This is a genomic window from Kitasatospora sp. UYEF31 (assembly GCF_057291755.1).
On sequence record NZ_JBXAWK010000008.1, the window covers coordinates 108,020 to 123,739 of the forward strand.

Consider the following 15,720-nt stretch of genomic DNA (forward strand, 5'->3'; position numbering starts at 1 on the left):
CTGACGGGTACCTGTCCAGCGAATATCCGGAGGAAGTCCGACGCACTCCGGAATATGGTAGATGGTGTGCTCATTCGACTTCTCCGAACGCAACTGAGGCCCTACCGGGGCCCCGTCGCGCTGATCGTGCTGCTGCAGCTTGTCGGCACGCTCGCAGCCCTGTTCCTGCCCAGCCTCAACGCCGACATCATCGATAAAGGCGTCGTGACGGGCGACACCGGTTACATCCTGCGCACCGGCGCGGTCATGCTGGGCATCTCCGTGCTCCAGTTGGCCTGTTCCATCGGTGCCGTCTACTACGGTGCGCGCACCGCCATGGCGGTCGGCCGTGACATCCGCGGGGCCCTGTTCAAGCGGGTGCAGACCTTCTCCGTCCGTGAGGTCGGCCAGTTCGGCGCCCCCTCGCTGATCACCCGGACGACCAACGACGTCCAGCAGGTGCAGATCCTGGCCCTGATGACCTTCTTCCTGCTGGTCTTCGCCCCGGTGATGTGCGTCGGCGGCATCATCATGGCGCTCCAGCAGGACGTCCCGCTGTCCATGCTGCTCGTCGCGCTCGTCCCCGCCCTGGCGCTTGTCGTCAGCGTGATCGTGATGCGGATGCGCCCGCTGTTCCGCAGCGTCCAGGAAGGCACCGACAAGGTCAACCGGGTCCTGCGCGAGCAGATCACCGGCACCCGGGTGATCCGCGCGTTCGTCCGCGAAGCCCACGAGAAGAAGCGCTTCGCCGAGGCCAACGACGAACTGCGGGACGTGTCGATCAAGGTCGGCCGGCTGATGTCGCTGATGTTCCCGCTGGTCATGCTGGTGGTGAACCTCGCTGTAGTCGGCGTCATGTGGTTCGGTGCCCACCGCATCGACAGTGGAGACATGCAGATCGGCGCGCTGACCGCGTTCCTCAGCTACCTGATGCAGATCTTCATGGCGATCATGCTGTCCACCTTCGTGTTCATGATGGTGCCGCGCGCCGAGGTCTCCGCCGAGCGCATCCAGGAGGTCCTCGACACCGAGACCACGCTGGTCCTGGCCACGGACCCGGTCCGATCGCTTGCCCGCCACGGCACACTCGAACTGCGCGACGCCGCATTCAGCTACCCGGGGGCCCAGGACCGGGTGCTGTGCGACATCAACCTCACCGCGAACCCCGGCGAGACCACCGCGGTCATCGGCAGCACGGGCTCAGGCAAGACGACGCTGCTCAACCTGATCCCGCGGCTCACCGACACCTCCACCGGGCAGGTCCTGGTCGACGGGATCGACGTCCGCGACCTGGAGCCGGCGCTCCTGGCCCGAACGGTCGCCCTCGTCCCGCAGAAGCCCTACCTGTTCTCCGGAACGGTCGCGACCAATCTCCGGTACGGAAAACCCGACGCCACGGACGAAGAGCTCTGGGCGGCCCTGGAGACCGCGCAGGCGCGGGAGTTCGTGCAGAAGTTGCCCAAGGGGCTCGACTCCCCGATTTCCCAGGGCGGCACCAACGTCTCCGGCGGCCAGCGGCAGCGTCTGGCCATCGCCCGCGCGCTGGTGCGGCGTCCGGAGATCTACCTGTTCGACGACTCGTTCTCAGCCCTCGACTACCGCACGGACGCCGCGCTGCGTGCCGCCCTCGCACTGGAGACCGCTGACGCGACCGTTGTCATCGTCGCTCAGCGGGTCAGCACCATCCGGGACGCGGACCGCATCCTCGTGCTGGACGCGGGCCGGGTCGTCGGCGAAGGAACACACGACGAACTGATGGACACCAACGAGACGTACCGCGAAATCGTGCTGTCCCAGCTGACTGCGGCGGAGGCGGCATGAGCGAGAACAAAACCCAGGCCCGCCCCGCGGTCGGCGGCGGACCGGCCGCCCGCATGATGGGCGGCCCGCCGCTGGAGAAGTCCAAGGACTTCAAAGGCTCCCTCGTCCGGTTGATGCGACTGCTCCACCCCGAACGCGCCAGCATCTACGTGGTGCTGTTCCTCGGCCTGCTCAGCGTCACCCTGTCGGTCATCGGCCCCAAGATCCTCGGTCAGGCCACCGACCTCATCTTCGCCGGGATCGCCGGGCGCGACCTGCCCAAGGGCAGCACCAAGGCCGAGGCGATCCAGCACCTGCGGGACAGCGGCAACGACACCATGGCCGGCATGCTGGCCAAGGTCGACTTCACCCCCGGCGCCGGAATCGACTTCACCGCCGTCGGCCAGGTCCTGCTCTGGGTCCTGGCCATCTACGTGGTGGCTTCGCTGTTCGGTATCGTCCAGGGCCGGCTGGCCACCCGCGCGGTCCAGCGCAGCGTCCACCGGCTGCGCGCCGAAGCCGAGGCCAAGCTGTCCCGGATGCCGCTGTCGTACTTCGACAAGCAGCCACGCGGCGAGGTGCTCAGCCGGGTCACCAACGACGTCGACAACATCGGCCAGACGCTTCAGCAGACGCTCAGTCAGATCATCACGTCGCTGCTCACCATCATCGGTGTGCTGGCGATGATGTTCTGGATCTCCCCGCTGCTCGCGGTGATCGCACTGCTCGCCGTGCCGCTGTCGATCCTGGTCACCGTCAAGGTCGGCAAGCGCGCCCAGCCGCAGTTCGTCGGCCAGTGGAAGAGCACGGGCAAGCTCAACGGGCACATCGAGGAGATGTACACCGGGCACGCGCTGGTCAAGGTCTTCGGCCGCCAGGAAGAGGCGGCGGCGACCTTCGACGAGCACAACCAGGCGCTGTACGAGTCGAGCTTCCGGGCGCAGTTCATCTCCGGCATGATCCAGCCGATCATGGGGCTGATCGGCAACCTCAGCTACGTCGTGGTCGCCGTGGTCGGCGGACTGCGGGTGGCCTCGGGCAGCCTCACCCTCGGTGAGGTGCAGGCGTTCATCCAGTACTCCCGGCAGTTCAGCCAGCCACTCACCCAGGTCGCCGGTATGTCCAACCTGGTGCAGTCCGGTGTCGCCTCGGCCGAGCGGATCTTCGAACTGCTCGACGCCGAAGAGCAGTCGCCCGACGCGGCCAAGGCCGCGAAGTGGACCCCCGCCCGCGGTGAGGTCGTCTTCCACGACGTGTCCTTCAGCTACACCAAGGACAAGCCGCTGATCGAGGGCCTCAACCTGATCGCCGAGCCGGGCCGCACGGTCGCCATCGTCGGACCCACCGGAGCGGGCAAGACCACCCTGGTCAACCTGCTCATGCGGTTCTACGAGGTCACCGACGGAAAGATCACGCTGGACGGCGTCGACATCGCCACGATGCACCGGGACGACCTGCGCTCGAACATCGGCATGGTGCTCCAGGACACCTGGCTGTTCGGTGGCACCATCGCGGAGAACATCGCGTACGGATCGCGCGGCGAGGCGACCCGCGAACAGGTCGTCGAAGCGGCGCGGGCCGCCCACGCGGACCACTTCATCCGTACGCTGCCCGACGGCTACGACACCGTCCTCGACGAGGACGGCGACAGCGTCAGCGCCGGTGAACGCCAGCTGATCACCATCGCCCGCGCGTTCCTCGCCGAACCGCGGATCCTGGTCCTCGACGAGGCGACCAGCTCGGTGGACACCCGCACTGAAGTGCTCATCCAGCACGGCATGGCGCAACTGCGCACCGGACGCACGAGCTTCGTCATCGCGCACCGGCTCTCCACGATCCGCGACGCGGACGTGATCCTGGTGATGGAGTCCGGAAGCATCGTCGAACAGGGCACCCACGACGGCCTGTTGGCCGCCGACGGCACCTACGCGCGGCTCTACGCGGCGCAGTTCACGGCTCCGGCGGTCGACGCGGAGTAGACCGGGATCTGAGATCAGAAGGTCGGCGTACGGTCCGCGGTCGCGGACCGTACGCCGACCTTTTTGTCTACTGGGGCGGCTGGGCGGCGTAGCCCGTCGGCTGGGCGTCTCCGGAGGTCTTCCACGTCCCGTTGAGTACCACGGCCTTCAGCTGATCCAGCGTCAGGCCGGGCTTCGGGCGGGTTGCCGGGCCGGACTGGGTGCCCGAGTTGAACTCGGCGGCGACCACGCGCAGGCCGTTGGAGTAGAGCGCCTCGGCACCCCACTGCGCGGCCGAACCACCCTTCTCCGCAAGGCCGGTCGTCAAGACGATCTTGGTGCCGTCGGGCAGCGTCTCGGCCTTGCAGGTGGTCGCGTCCGACCGGGGGCAGGACATCCGGCCCTTGATGGCCTCGGTCATGTCCGCCTGCACGTTGACCTCAACCAGGGTGCGGCCCTTGCCGTCGTCGAACGTGATGCTGCCGTACCCGGCCTGGCCGTCCTTGACGACCACGGTGGAGCCTGCGGGCATCAGTGCGCCCAGGGCCTTGGCCACCGTGTCGTCCGGGGCGTCACTCCGCGGGTCCGGGGCCGACGGAGCCGCCGGGGGCACCGGCACCGGCATCGCCGAGACGACCTTGACCCACGCCGGGCTCTGGACGATCCCGGACATCTGGTCCGTGCTGACGACCGGGTCGGCCTTACTGGTCGACGCCTTCTCGCCACCGCCGCCGTAAGCGCTCATACTGATCCGCGCGCCGTCCGCGCGGTCCAGGATGACCTCCCAGTTCTGCTGGGCCCTCCGCGGTGCGTCGGTGTACGTGAACCCCTTGATGACGGTCAGGGCGGAGTTGTCGGGCAGGTGCTTGATGTCGCACTTGATCCCGGCCTCCTCCGTGTCGCGGGGGCAGGGCGCCGGCTTCTGGGAGTTCCCGCTCATCCGCTGTACCAAGAGGGTGAGGCCGCTCTTGCCCTTGGGGGTGGTGAGGGTGAGCGACGCGAGGGGCGCCGACGGGAAGGACCTCTTGATGACCTGCGGACCGCCGGGCTGGTCCTCCGTTCCGTGACTTGACTCCTCCGAGTACGAACCCCCTTGCGGCAGAAGGCTCTTGAAGATCTCCTGCATCGCCGCCGCACTCACCGGCGGCGTAACCGTCGAGGGGGCCGCGGTGGGTTGGGCTGCGGTCGGTTGGGCGGCGGTCTTCGACGGCGCGGCGGCCGGGCCCGACTTGTTGTCACCGTTGGACCCGTCAGTGAGGAACACCGCCCCGCCGCCGATCAGCAGCACAGCCGCGGCAGCCGCGGCGGACACCTGGAGGTTGCGCACCCGCTTGATCCGCTTGCCACGGGTGACCCCGCGCTGGACCAGGTCGGGGGAGTGGTCTGGGAAGGCCTCAGTGCCGGCGCGGAGCGCCTCGGGCAACTGCTGCTCAAAGGAGTCGTCAGTTCGGGACATGGCGGATCACCGTTCGTCCGGGTCGTGGATCTGTGTGTATGGCGGGTGGGTGTGCGGGTGGTGCGCGTACGGCGGAGCTAACGCATCGCAAGGTCCGGAATCTGGTCGCCGAGAATCAGCCGCAGCCGCTTCAGCGCACGGAACGACTGCAGCCGCACCGCGCCGGTGGACAGGCTCAGCGCCTTCGCGGTCTCGTCCACGGAGCGGTCCTCCCAGTAGCGCAGGACCAGCACAGCCCGGTCCCGGGTGGACAACTGCGCCAGCCCGTCCAGGAGGGTGAGCCGCAGCTCCGTGTCTTCCTTGCTCCCCTGTGTCTCCGGCAACTGCGCACTGGGCCGCTCGCTGGAACTGCGCCGCCGCTTGTGCGACAGGAAAGTCCGGACCAGGACGGTGTTGGCGTACGCCGCCGGCGAGTCGATCCGGTCGATCTTCCGCCAGGAGGCGTACATCTTCCCCAAGGTCTCCTGCACCAGGTCCTCGGCCAGGTGCCAGTCCCCGGTGAGCAGGCACGCGGTACGGAACAGCGGTTTGCTGCGCGCGGTCGCGAAGTCCAGGAAGTCCCCGGCTGCGCGCCGCCCGGCTTCGCCCCCTGCGACTGAATCCCGGTCCAGGGTGTTCCCCACGGTGTTGCCCCCTCGATGTCGTCATCCCCTTAGACGCGGCAGGGGCGAGTGGACGTTACAGGCGGTGGGGAGTGTGACCCGGGGCACAGGTCGGCCAGGCAGTCACAGTCCGGGTGGCGGTCACCGGTCGAGCAGCAACGCCGCCAGCTCCCAGGGCGTCTGCGGCCCCGGCCCGTGGTGGGCGTGCGCGTCGGCCAGCGGGACCGTGAAGTCCGCGGCGCGCTCGCCGGAGACACGCTCGACCACGGTGGTGCCCGTCTCGGCCTCCAGGACCGGGGCGAAGCCCGCCGCCCGCAGCGCCGACAGGGTGGACCCCGGGTCGGCGGTGCTGATGAGCACCGTCGGGGCGATCCGGCGCAGACCCAGCTTGGCGAGCGCCCGGGTCTTCGACAGCTCCAGGACCAGCGCCTCGTCGTCGGAGCGGACGCAGCACGCCGAGCGGACCACCCGCATCCTGCCGTGCGTACGGGCCGTGTCCTTGATCAGGTATTCGAGCGGCTGCGGCAGGGCCGGACCGCCTTCCGCCACGGCGGCGAGGCTCTCCAGGAGTCCGGCGGAATCCAACCCGGCGTCCAAGGCGCGCCGTACGGACTTCGCACTGAACCGCCAGACGACAGCGTGCCCTTCGGACTCACGGTCGGCACAGTCGCCGAGCAGATCCGTGAGCCCGGCGGCCGCCGCCCCGGCGACGACGGCGGTCAGGTCGGCCTGGAAGCGGGCCGTCGTCTGCGGTTCGGGAAGCAGGCCGGACAGGGCCCGCGAGAGCTCGCGTACCGCACCCTCCAAAACCGGACGGTCCGTCAGGTCCGTTCCGGTTCCCGGGACCGCGGGGAAGTGCCGGGCGGCACCCGCGCGCAGCAGGGCGAGCACCGCGTGCCCGACAGGGGTGAGGGCGCCGTGCGCGGTGACGCCGAGGAGTTCGGCCTCAGCCAGCACCTTGATCGTGCGCTCATAGGCGTCATCGTCCGCGGCGAGCGCCATGGGCCGGAACGCGAGCGCTTCGGAGACGAGTTGCTCAACCGCACAGGCGTCGACGGGGGAGCCGACACCCTGCCCGTCCGGGATCGTCGTGAGCGCTTCGAGGAGGCCGTGGCGGAGCGGAACGGCGTACGGGTCCATCGGCGAGATCAAGGCGACCGGAGTGTCACTGTTCTCGCCCGGCCAGTAGGTGAAGATCTCCGGAGTGACCGCCCACGTCGCGATGACCGGCAACAGCCGCGCGGCGGGCCCGGCGGCGACCCACGTGTCGTACTTCGCCGTCGGCAGCATCCGCGCCGGCGGTTCCGGAGCCGGCTTGCGGCCCCGCGCGGGCGGCGCCGCATCGCGGTGCGGCGCGATCAGCCCCGCGTTCGCAGCCAGGTCCAGCCACAGTCGCGTCTGCTGTTCAGTCGCCCCGATGGCCTTGGCGAGCCGTTTGGTGTCCCGTACGGCGATCCCGCCCGTCTTCCGCACCGCCAGCGGCTGCCCGGCCACGGACCGCAGCAGGAGTTCGACCGTGGACGCCGCCGCGGCGGCCGAAGCCTGCGCCTGCCCGGCGGCGGACCGGGGCAGCGGGGTCAGGGAGAAAATCTTCGGCCGATCCGCCTCGAAGGCGGGCCCGGCGTTGTCGCCGCGCACTGCGACACCGATCTCGTACGGGAGTTCAGCCAGATTGGTGCCCACCGGAACGAGGAACCCGCGCTCCGCCAGCCAGTCCGTACCCGGATCGCCCGAACCCCCTTGATTGAAGAGGAACTTGCTGGATCCGGGGGAGTAGTAGCCGTACTGGACCGAGAAACACGGGGTCGCGAGCAGCGGCGACTCTCTCGTCAGCAGTTCGAGCAACCTCCTTGCTCCGGGCGGCGCTTCGTCTAGTCGGCCGGCGAGCTCCACCGGGTCGTTGAACAGTGCCACGATCCCGCGCTGCGCCTCATCACGGGTGCGGGACTCGGGCAGACCCAGGGTGGCTGCGACGCGGTGGACCTCAGGGGCGTTGTACGCGCCGGACAACAACTGCTCCACCGGCCGCCCCAGGCCCCGGAGTTCAGCGGCCTGCCGGTGCAGGAACAGCGGGACGGCGAGGTGGTCCGCGCTGGGCGGGAGGATGAGGGCCCGCCCGGCCAGGCGCTCCAGCCCCGCCTCGGCGGCCACGCGTCCGTCCGGATCCTGGGTGAACTGGTCGAGGAACCACTCACGGGGCACCGCCCGCTCGAACGGATCCGGTGCGGCGAGCGCCGACATCGCCAGCAGGCCGTGCGCCTGCTCGGCCAGCTGCGCCACCGCGACCAGCGTCTGCGTCTCGGCCCTCGTGAGGTCGTGCAGAGCTCTGGTGACCGACACGTCGGACAGCAGGTGCTGGGCCAGGCGGGCGGTCGTGGACACGCCATCCCTGCCGTACGCCCCAGCTCTGGGGAGATCGCGCTGTTCGAGCAGTTCAGTGAGTTGTCCGGGGGTGAGCCCGGTGAGCCAGGACTGGAGGGCGGGAACACTTTTCACGGGGCCGAGCTTAGAGGATGCCATTTGGTTGATCATGGGAATCCCGTGGACCGGGCGCCCGGAATGCCCGGATCCGCTCTGCGGGAATCCCATGGTCGACGCGGGCTCGGGGCTTCAGGCCGGGAAGTGGGTCACCGGCAGCCCGGTCACGCCGGGGCGGCCGCGGAACACATGCCCCGCCAACGGTTGGGCTCCGCGGGCTCCGGGGGTCAGGCCTTCCCAGGCGGTCGTCACGTACAGATCGGCCAGGTCCGGCCCGCCGAAGCCGGGGCAGGTGACCAGGTGCGCGGGCACCGGCAGATGGTCGAGGAGCGCGCCGTCAGCCGAGTAGCGCCGTACGGCTCCACCGCCCCAGAGCGCCACCCAGAGGCTCCCGCCACTGTCGACGACGAGGCCGTCGGGGATTCCTTCGTCCTGGGTGAAAGTTGCAAAGTCTTCCGGCCCGCCCAGGGCGCCGGTCGCCGGGTCTTGCGGGAACGCCCTTACCCTGCGCTGCTCTTCGCCTGAATCGACGTAGTACATGGTCGTCCCGTCGGGACTCCACGCGAGCCCGTTGGACTCTCCGTGACCCCGTCGAGGACCAGGTGCACGGAGAGGTCGGCGTCGAGCCGGTAGAGCGCACCGCCGCCCGGAGTCAGGTCAGTGGTCGCCGTACCCGCCCAGAACTGCCCGCTCGGACTGACCACCCCGTCGTTGAACAGGGCGTCCCCCGGAATGGGTGCGGTGGCCCCGACGTGACCGTCCGCGTCGGTCAGCAGGAACCGGGTGCCGGCGGCGAGGACGTAACCCCCGTCGGCACGCAGCCCAGCGGCGCCCACGGTGGGCCCGGCCTCGAAGTAGTCGTCAGTGCCGCCTGGCTGGTGGCGGTGCACCCGGCCGGTCTTGATGTCGACCCAGACGAGGGTGGCCGCCCTGTCGTCCCAGACGGGGCGCTCGCCGAGCTCGGCGGCTGCGGGGACTGCGATTTCCCAGTTCATGCTGTCCACCCCCAGGTCGTCAGGGGCTGCTCGCGAGCGGCGGGCCGGCCCGGTGGTGCGTGACCCGTGGAACGTGTTGCTCCGTCGCCTGTGGAACTGTCGCCTGTGGAACCGTCGGCTGACACTCGTCTCCCAAATCCGCGGTGTGCACTGCCGGTGCGGGCACTGCCGGTGCGGGCACTGCCGCCGGCCACGACGCGGTCCCGGTCGGTGCGCGCCGGAACGCGATCGTAGTGTCCCGGGGCCGGTGGGCGGGTCAGCGCTGCTCGCCCGCGCCACCTGGTTGAGCCGGCCGTCGAGCTGGAGGGCGTTCAGGCCACGGCGGGTCCGGTAGTCGTTGGTGAGCTTGAGGATGCGGTCCTCGATGTCGCCGCCACCGCTGGACGGAATGCCTGCTGACTGACACTCGGCAGTTGCTCCGTGACATCAAGGCGCGTAGGGCTCCGGCTGATTCCTTTGATCATTCAGAGCGGCATCCCGCGCTGCGGGACGGGGGCGGGGACGTTCGTGGATGAGCGGCAGGCGAAATTCTGGGCGGCAGTGGACCCACAGGGGACGCTGACACCGCCGGTTCCCGGTGGTCCGGTTTCACCGGGAACACCGACCGTTCCCCGCCCTCCGGTCGATCTCCGGCCCTTCGTCCCAAAAAACGGCCCTCCGGACCTTGTCGTCCATCCGGACGTCCTCCTGGTCAGTGGGAACATCCTCGACGTTCTGGCTGAGGAACTCCGGAAGGACGGGAGCGCCGCGGTGAGTTCCATCGAGCTGCTGGCACCCGTCTACGGCGGGTGGGAACTGGGGGCCGCACGCGCGTTCACGCAGGAACGCTGGAAAGCAAAGCTCGACCTGAAAACCAGGACGATGCGGTCCCAGGCGCACAATCTGCGTGATACCGCTGAGACGTGGACCCGGACGGAAACGCATCAGGGGTCCCGGTTCGGCTTGAACCCGAGGTGATGTTCTCATGGTGAGCGTCCAGCAGTTGCGCGAACTGCGCACTACCCAGCTGACGGCTTTGGCGGAGGACTGGGAGCGTTTGCGCGATGCCATGGCCGGAGACCGGGACGCGTTTCCGGGTGGCGGATGACGGTGCGGCGACCTGGCAGGAGAGTTTCGCCGGCCTCACGACTGAGGAACAAGGGCAGCTCACGAAATCCCGGAACGCGCAGGCTGAGGGGTTCGCCGCGCGGATCACCGAGGCGCTGCGGCTGGCGACCGAGGCCGACAGCCGCGCTGCCGCGGCCCTGCGTAAGGACGTGGAGTTCAGCGGCCCCGGCGAGTTCAACGCGAGTGCTGTCGGCGGCGGCCCGGGAGCGGACGCCCGGCGTGCTCAGGATCTGGGGTTGCGGCTGGAGTCGCTGAACTCCGCCGAACTCAAGCAGCTCGAAAACCTGCTGCACAACAACGCGGAAGATCCGCTCTTTGCCCAGTCCTTCATGCAGGGGACCAAGCCGGGCGGGCTGATCGACCTCACAGGACGGCTCGCGCAGCTCAGCGCCATCACCGGAGGCGACACGAAGGGTGGTGTCATACCGTCGTAGCAACAGTGCAGGTGGGAGGGGTTGCCGATGAGTGTGCGACGACCGTTGACGGCGGAGGACCGCGAGGAGATCGCGCTGGCAGTCCAGCGGGGTGACGGACCCCGGGAGATCGGCCGACACATCGGCCGGGCTCCCTCGGTGGTCAGCCGGGAGATCGGCCGCAACCGCTCCCAACGCGGCTACCGGGGTGTGACCGCCGACCGGCGGGCCGCCGGACGGCGAAAACGCCCCCAGGCCCGACTCCTGGACCATCCCGGGACGCTCCGCGACCGGGTGGTCGCCGACCTCCGGCGCGGCCGGACGCCGAACCAGATCGCCGGCCGCTTGAAGCTCGAAGCCCGGGACGACACTGTTGACCTCATGGAAGGTTCGATCCCCGCCGACGGTATGACCGTCTCCCACGAGGCCGTGTACACCTGGATCTACGCCCTGCCCAAGGGTGAACTCGCCCGCCTGGGCGTCCTGCTGCCCGGAAAAGGCACCACCCGGCGCCCCCGCCGCAAAGGCGGCCTGTCAGGCGGGCGCATCGTGGGCATGCGTTCGATCCACGACCGCCCCGCCGAGGCTTTGGGCCGCAAGGTCCCGGGACACTGGGAGGGGGATTTGATCATCGGTGAGGGTGGGAAGAGCGCCGCGGTGACCCTCGTCGACCGGCGGACCCGGTTCTGCGCGATCCTGGCCCTGCCCGAGGGGAAGAAGGCCGGGCCGCTCGCGGACATCCTGATCGAACACGTCGAAGGACTCCCGGAGTTGGTGCGCGAGTCGCTGACGTGGGAGCAGGGTACGGAGATGGGACGGCACGCGGCCGTGACCCTGGCGACGGGACTGCCGGTGTTCTTCGCCGACCCGCACTCGCCCTGGCGACGTCCGACGAACGAGAACACGAACCGGATCATCCGCGAGTACCTGCCCAAGGGGACGCCGATCACCTCGCACCAGCCGTACCTGACGGCGATCGCCGAGGAGATCAACAACCGGCCCCGGCGGTGCCTGGGCTTTTTGACGCCGCAGGAAGTGATGCAAAAGCTCCTGGTGGAGGAATCATCAGGTGGTGCTTCCACGGGTTGACACCACCCTGCGTCGGCGGCGGACGAGAACAACACGCGCCACTGGGCCGACGAGCACGAGATGACGCTGCCCCGTCCGGCACCGGCTGGTGCGCTGACCACGAACCTTCGCCGGGTAGGTGGGGTTGTGGCGGCGGGGGGACTTTACCGGTGCTACCACCCGAGGCGATCGCGAAATAACCGGATGCGACCCAGCCTGGCTAATCCCTACGCTGAAACGATGGACTCCGTACAGGTCAGGCTGATGTGTGAGGACGATCTCGCCTCAGCGGAACGCGCATCGTCATTCACGTTCTTTGAGGCCGAGAGGAGCACCCGGCGGGTCAGCGATCCGGAGGCCGAGCCGCGTTCGGCAGCGGCCTCGAAGCAGTGGATCGACCGTATGCGCTTCCACCTGAGCGTCGACCCGGGAGGGTGCTGGGTCGCGGTGAAGGAGGATACCGAGGCCGGCGGAGTAGTCGGATTCGCTATTTCCCAGAACCGCGGCCGGCTGTGGTTCCTTGCGACCTACGGCGTGCTGCCGAGCCATCAGGCTCAGGGCGTCGGGACGCGATTACTGGATGCCGCCCTCGACCATGCCGACGGCCGTCCTGGCATCTTCTCCTCCAGCGTCCACGCAGGCGCCACCCGCCGGTACAGGCTGGCGGGATTCTCCCTCCACCCGCAGATACGGATGGTCGGCACCGTCGACCGGTCCACGCTTCCCGCGGTCGACGGCCTGCGGGAGGGCCGAGCCGACGACTTCGAGTGGATGGACCGGTTGGACCAGAGCCTGCGCGTTGCGGGCCACGGTCCCGACCACGGCTACATGCTCGGCACCATGCGGCTGGTCGTGTCCCGGGACATGACGAAGCCTGGTTATGTCTACATCGACCACCAGGGGCGGGCCTCGCTGCTGGCAGCCGCGCACCCGGAGATCGCACAGGAGCTGCTGTGGGAAGCCCTCGCTTCATCGCGGGGAAGAACCCTGGTCAACTGCATCACCACCCCGAACGAGTGGGCGATCGATGTCGGCTTGGCCGCCCGTCTCGACATCGGGCAAGAGGGCTATATCGCCGTCCGTGGGATGCCTGTCCCGGCGCCTTACCTCGCCAGCGGGCATTTCCTGTGACCAGCCACCGCCGCCATCCGGTGCTGTCTGGCCTGGCTGCCCTGGTATCTAGGTAATGAGCGGGATCAGGATTCACCCCGGCCGTCACCCGGATCCGGCACCACACGCCGCACGCCGCACGGTGGTGAGAGCATCGAGGAGACCGAGACCCAAAGGGGGTCAGCGATGACCGACCCTCACCACGTCGCCTATGCGCGGACCGCCCTCACCGCCGAAGAAGCCGAAGCGCTGCGCGCTGTCGCCGGTCAGGAACGTGAGCGTGCCGACGCCCTCGCCGCCGTTCTTGAGGACATCGCCGAGAACGGGCTGCCGGACCCGGCCTCGTGCATTCCCTGGGAGCAGGTCCGCGAGGAGCAGTGGCAGCGTCTGGAGCCGCCGCACGACAGGCAGCATGACGCCAGCTGTAGTTCGTGAGCGGCGCCGTAGGTGAAGTCGCACGGGGGCTCAGTTGCACTCCGCGACGGGTTGGATACAGCCGGCTCTTCGTGCTAGCTGGGGGATGTGTGACGGCAGAAGGCTTTTCGGTCGATTTCGCATGGTTAGACAGGTCGATAGTCGCGTTCGACAACTCGACCCGCGCGACGGATGCGGCGCTCAACGCACTTCACGAGACCGGACCGGTTCGGACCGGGCACGAGGATCTCGACAAGGCATGCGACCACTTCAATGAAAAATGGGATACCCGGGTCAAGGATTTCCGGGGCAAGATCGGAAAATTCCGGACCGCGGTCGACCAGTCCAAGACCGCGTACGGCGTGACCGAGCAACATGTGGCCACCTCCACGGCCCGGCTCGCCGGCGGCACGCCGACACCGGCAAGGGCCGCACTCTCCCCGCTTCGCTCCGTCCTGGATCCCGCAGGATCGTCCGCGCCACCGTCGGGCACCCCGCCCACGGCCCCGGCGCCGAGTCGGATACAAGAGGTGTTGGGATGAGCTCCGCGTCGAAGGAGTTTCCCGGGCTTCGCTTCGACCCGGCGCCGGGTCTGGTGCCGGCGATCGGACTGCTGGTCGAACGGGTACGCCAGGCCTCCGGGCAACTGGGCAACGTGCGCGCGGAGTTGGAGGTGACACTGCAAGATCCCGGGGCGTGGACCGGCTTGGCCGGCGGCTCCTGCCACGACGCTGTCCAGCACATCTATCCGGAAGTCTGGATCATGCACCAAGCGCTGGCCGGCGTCGAGCGCACGCTTGGCGAATGGTCGTATCTCCTGGCGGAGTACCAGCGCTCCCGGACGAGTCTGGAGGCCCAGGCCGTGACGGCCCGGGCCCTGGTCAAGCAGGCGAAGGCCAACCCCGATGTGAACGTCAAGTTCACTGACGCTATCGGCCGGTCGGACCAGGAATGGGAAGCTTTGATCAAACGCTATGACGTCGCGAAGCAGGCGCTGGACCGGGCGGAGGACGAACTCGATCGCATCATCGGGGCCGCGAAGGGCCTGAAGGAGCAACACGACGAATCCGCCCGGATGTTCGCCAGGCAAATCCGAGACTTCGCCGACCACCTGCCGGACCGCGGCACGATGACCCCGGCGGGCTCGAACATCATCCCGCCCTATTTCACGAATCCACCGGTCAACCTCGAAGACGTGGGCCCGAAACGGGGGTTCAATGTGACCGACCCCACCGCAAAGGATCAGGCGACGCGCTTGGCCGCCATGGCCATGGTCGATGGCCAGCCGGTCGGGCAGATCCGAGTCGATATCTATAAACGATACAACTGGGGTAACCCCGAGGGCGGGGTGCCTAGAAACGACATCGAAGGAATCTCACAGAACGACCTGGCTCGTCTCAATGAGACCGGCCTGGCACACGATTTCGACATCGTGGGGAGCGCAACATTTTATGCGGCTCCGAATCCGGCCTCATGAGTGATTCTGGCACGAAGCCTGTGGAAACAGGGGGCATTCGCAGGTTCTTCTTCCTGGTGGGTGTGTTCTTGATCGGCATGCTGATCCTCAGCGGGCTGGCGATCGGGGGTCTGTATCTCCACCACCGACACCCCTGGTCGCCTTCTCCCGACGATTCTCGTGCCGACACCGGGAGTAGCGATATATCTCTGAAGGAGTCCTTGAAGCTGACCGGAGCCACCCTGCCGGACGGAGCTGTTAACGTTCATTATTACGTGAAGGGCAACATGCTGGGGACGCTCTTGCAGCTCTCGTACAAGGCGCCCTGCAGTGCTGTTCCGGCTATCTTGAAAGAAGCGAAACTCACGGTTCCGATTGCCGTGAACAGTATCGAGAACAATGCCCTCAAGTTCGCCGAAAGTCACGGTTGGCGCCCGAACTCCGGCGCCACGACCGCCGTCACCGATACCCGTACCTGGAAAACCACAGTCATGGTGCAAACACTGACGACCGGGAATTGCGCCGTGTATCTCGACGCCTTCCACTGACTATTCCGGTCATGAATCCTGGTAATGCGGTGCGCGGAGTGAAGGATGTTGCTCGTCCGGACGCGTCTATCCGTCGGGTCCCCAGGCGCCCAGGACTGCGTCGGCGGCGGACGAGAACGACGCACGCCGCTGGGCCAACGAGCACGGCATGACGCTGACGCGGGCCCGTACGAGGCGGCGGGCGACCTGGACCGGGCCGTCCCGCTGTACGAACGCACCCTGGAAGACGCCGAACGGGTGCTCAGCCCAGGCCATCCGTTGATCGCGACGGTACGGGAGAACCTGGAATACGAAGCGCTGCCTCTGGCCGCGAAGTAAGAGACGGTCGGCTCCGTG

Annotated in this window: 15 protein-coding genes; 9 read left to right on the forward strand and 6 right to left on the reverse strand. The window is 68.2% G+C overall.

Annotation, left to right across the window (positions count from 1 at the left end; genetic code table 11):
* Window positions 1-66 precede the first annotated feature (66 nt).
* On the forward strand, window positions 67-1,800 hold the full coding sequence (locus AC0Z36_RS06315) for an ABC transporter ATP-binding protein (protein ID WP_485461691.1): 1,734 nt from the start codon (window positions 67-69) through the stop codon (window positions 1,798-1,800).
* Window positions 1,797-3,758, forward strand: a complete 1,962-nt coding sequence (locus tag AC0Z36_RS06320) for an ABC transporter ATP-binding protein (RefSeq protein ID WP_485461692.1) — start codon at window positions 1,797-1,799, stop codon at window positions 3,756-3,758. Before AC0Z36_RS06315 ends, AC0Z36_RS06320 begins: the two co-directional genes overlap by 4 nt.
* 67 nt (window positions 3,759-3,825) lie before the next feature.
* Here AC0Z36_RS06320 and AC0Z36_RS06325 read toward each other — a convergent pair whose 3' ends face one another.
* The 5 genes from AC0Z36_RS06325 to AC0Z36_RS06345 form a co-directional block, all read right to left on the reverse strand.
* Window positions 3,826-5,193, reverse strand: coding sequence for a hypothetical protein (locus AC0Z36_RS06325; RefSeq protein ID WP_485461693.1), 1,368 nt, complete (start codon window positions 5,191-5,193; stop codon window positions 3,826-3,828).
* A gap of 77 nt (window positions 5,194-5,270) precedes the next feature.
* A complete protein-coding gene (locus AC0Z36_RS06330) occupies window positions 5,271-5,816 on the reverse strand; it encodes a SigE family RNA polymerase sigma factor (RefSeq protein WP_485461694.1) in 546 nt (181 codons plus the stop codon).
* 120 nt (window positions 5,817-5,936) lie between these two features.
* Complete coding sequence (locus AC0Z36_RS06335) at window positions 5,937-8,291, reverse strand: helicase-associated domain-containing protein (protein ID WP_485461695.1); 2,355 nt, start codon at window positions 8,289-8,291, stop codon at window positions 5,937-5,939.
* 114 nt (window positions 8,292-8,405) lie between these two features.
* Window positions 8,406-8,813 (reverse strand): SMP-30/gluconolactonase/LRE family protein, encoded by a 408-nt coding sequence (locus AC0Z36_RS06340; protein WP_485461696.1) that lies wholly within the window; start codon window positions 8,811-8,813, stop codon window positions 8,406-8,408.
* On the reverse strand, window positions 8,774-9,268 hold the full coding sequence (locus tag AC0Z36_RS06345; RefSeq protein ID WP_485461697.1) for an SMP-30/gluconolactonase/LRE family protein: 495 nt from the start codon (window positions 9,266-9,268) through the stop codon (window positions 8,774-8,776). Before AC0Z36_RS06345 ends, AC0Z36_RS06340 begins: the two co-directional genes overlap by 40 nt.
* 1,043 nt (window positions 9,269-10,311) lie before the next feature.
* On the opposite strand from AC0Z36_RS06345, the gene AC0Z36_RS06350 reads away from it, so the two are divergent.
* From AC0Z36_RS06350 to AC0Z36_RS06380, 7 genes are all read left to right on the forward strand, one after another.
* The gene (locus tag AC0Z36_RS06350) at window positions 10,312-10,809 is read left to right on the forward strand and encodes a hypothetical protein (RefSeq protein ID WP_485461698.1); all 498 of its coding nucleotides are present in this window, start codon (window positions 10,312-10,314) and stop codon (window positions 10,807-10,809) included.
* Window positions 10,810-10,836: 27 nt separating this feature from the next.
* The gene (locus tag AC0Z36_RS06355) at window positions 10,837-11,877 is read left to right on the forward strand and encodes an IS30 family transposase (RefSeq protein ID WP_485461699.1); all 1,041 of its coding nucleotides are present in this window, start codon (window positions 10,837-10,839) and stop codon (window positions 11,875-11,877) included.
* A gap of 219 nt (window positions 11,878-12,096) precedes the next feature.
* Window positions 12,097-12,987, forward strand: a complete 891-nt coding sequence (locus tag AC0Z36_RS06360) for a GNAT family N-acetyltransferase (RefSeq protein WP_485461700.1) — start codon at window positions 12,097-12,099, stop codon at window positions 12,985-12,987.
* A 165-nt stretch (window positions 12,988-13,152) separates the two neighbouring features.
* Entirely contained in the window at window positions 13,153-13,401 is a 249-nt protein-coding gene (locus AC0Z36_RS06365; RefSeq protein WP_485461701.1) for a hypothetical protein, read from the forward strand.
* 89 nt (window positions 13,402-13,490) lie between these two features.
* Complete coding sequence (locus AC0Z36_RS06370) at window positions 13,491-13,922, forward strand: hypothetical protein (RefSeq protein WP_485461702.1); 432 nt, start codon at window positions 13,491-13,493, stop codon at window positions 13,920-13,922.
* Window positions 13,919-14,857, forward strand: coding sequence for a hypothetical protein (locus AC0Z36_RS06375; protein ID WP_485461703.1), 939 nt, complete (start codon window positions 13,919-13,921; stop codon window positions 14,855-14,857). Before AC0Z36_RS06370 ends, AC0Z36_RS06375 begins: the two co-directional genes overlap by 4 nt.
* Complete coding sequence (locus AC0Z36_RS06380; RefSeq protein ID WP_485461704.1) at window positions 14,854-15,384, forward strand: hypothetical protein; 531 nt, start codon at window positions 14,854-14,856, stop codon at window positions 15,382-15,384. Before AC0Z36_RS06375 ends, AC0Z36_RS06380 begins: the two co-directional genes overlap by 4 nt.
* A 66-nt stretch (window positions 15,385-15,450) precedes the next feature.
* Here AC0Z36_RS06380 and AC0Z36_RS06385 read toward each other — a convergent pair whose 3' ends face one another.
* Window positions 15,451-15,639 carry a hypothetical protein gene (locus AC0Z36_RS06385; RefSeq protein ID WP_485461705.1) on the reverse strand — a complete coding sequence of 63 codons (189 nt, stop codon included), beginning with the start codon at window positions 15,637-15,639 and terminating at the stop codon, window positions 15,451-15,453.
* Window positions 15,640-15,720: the final 81 nt, after the last annotated feature.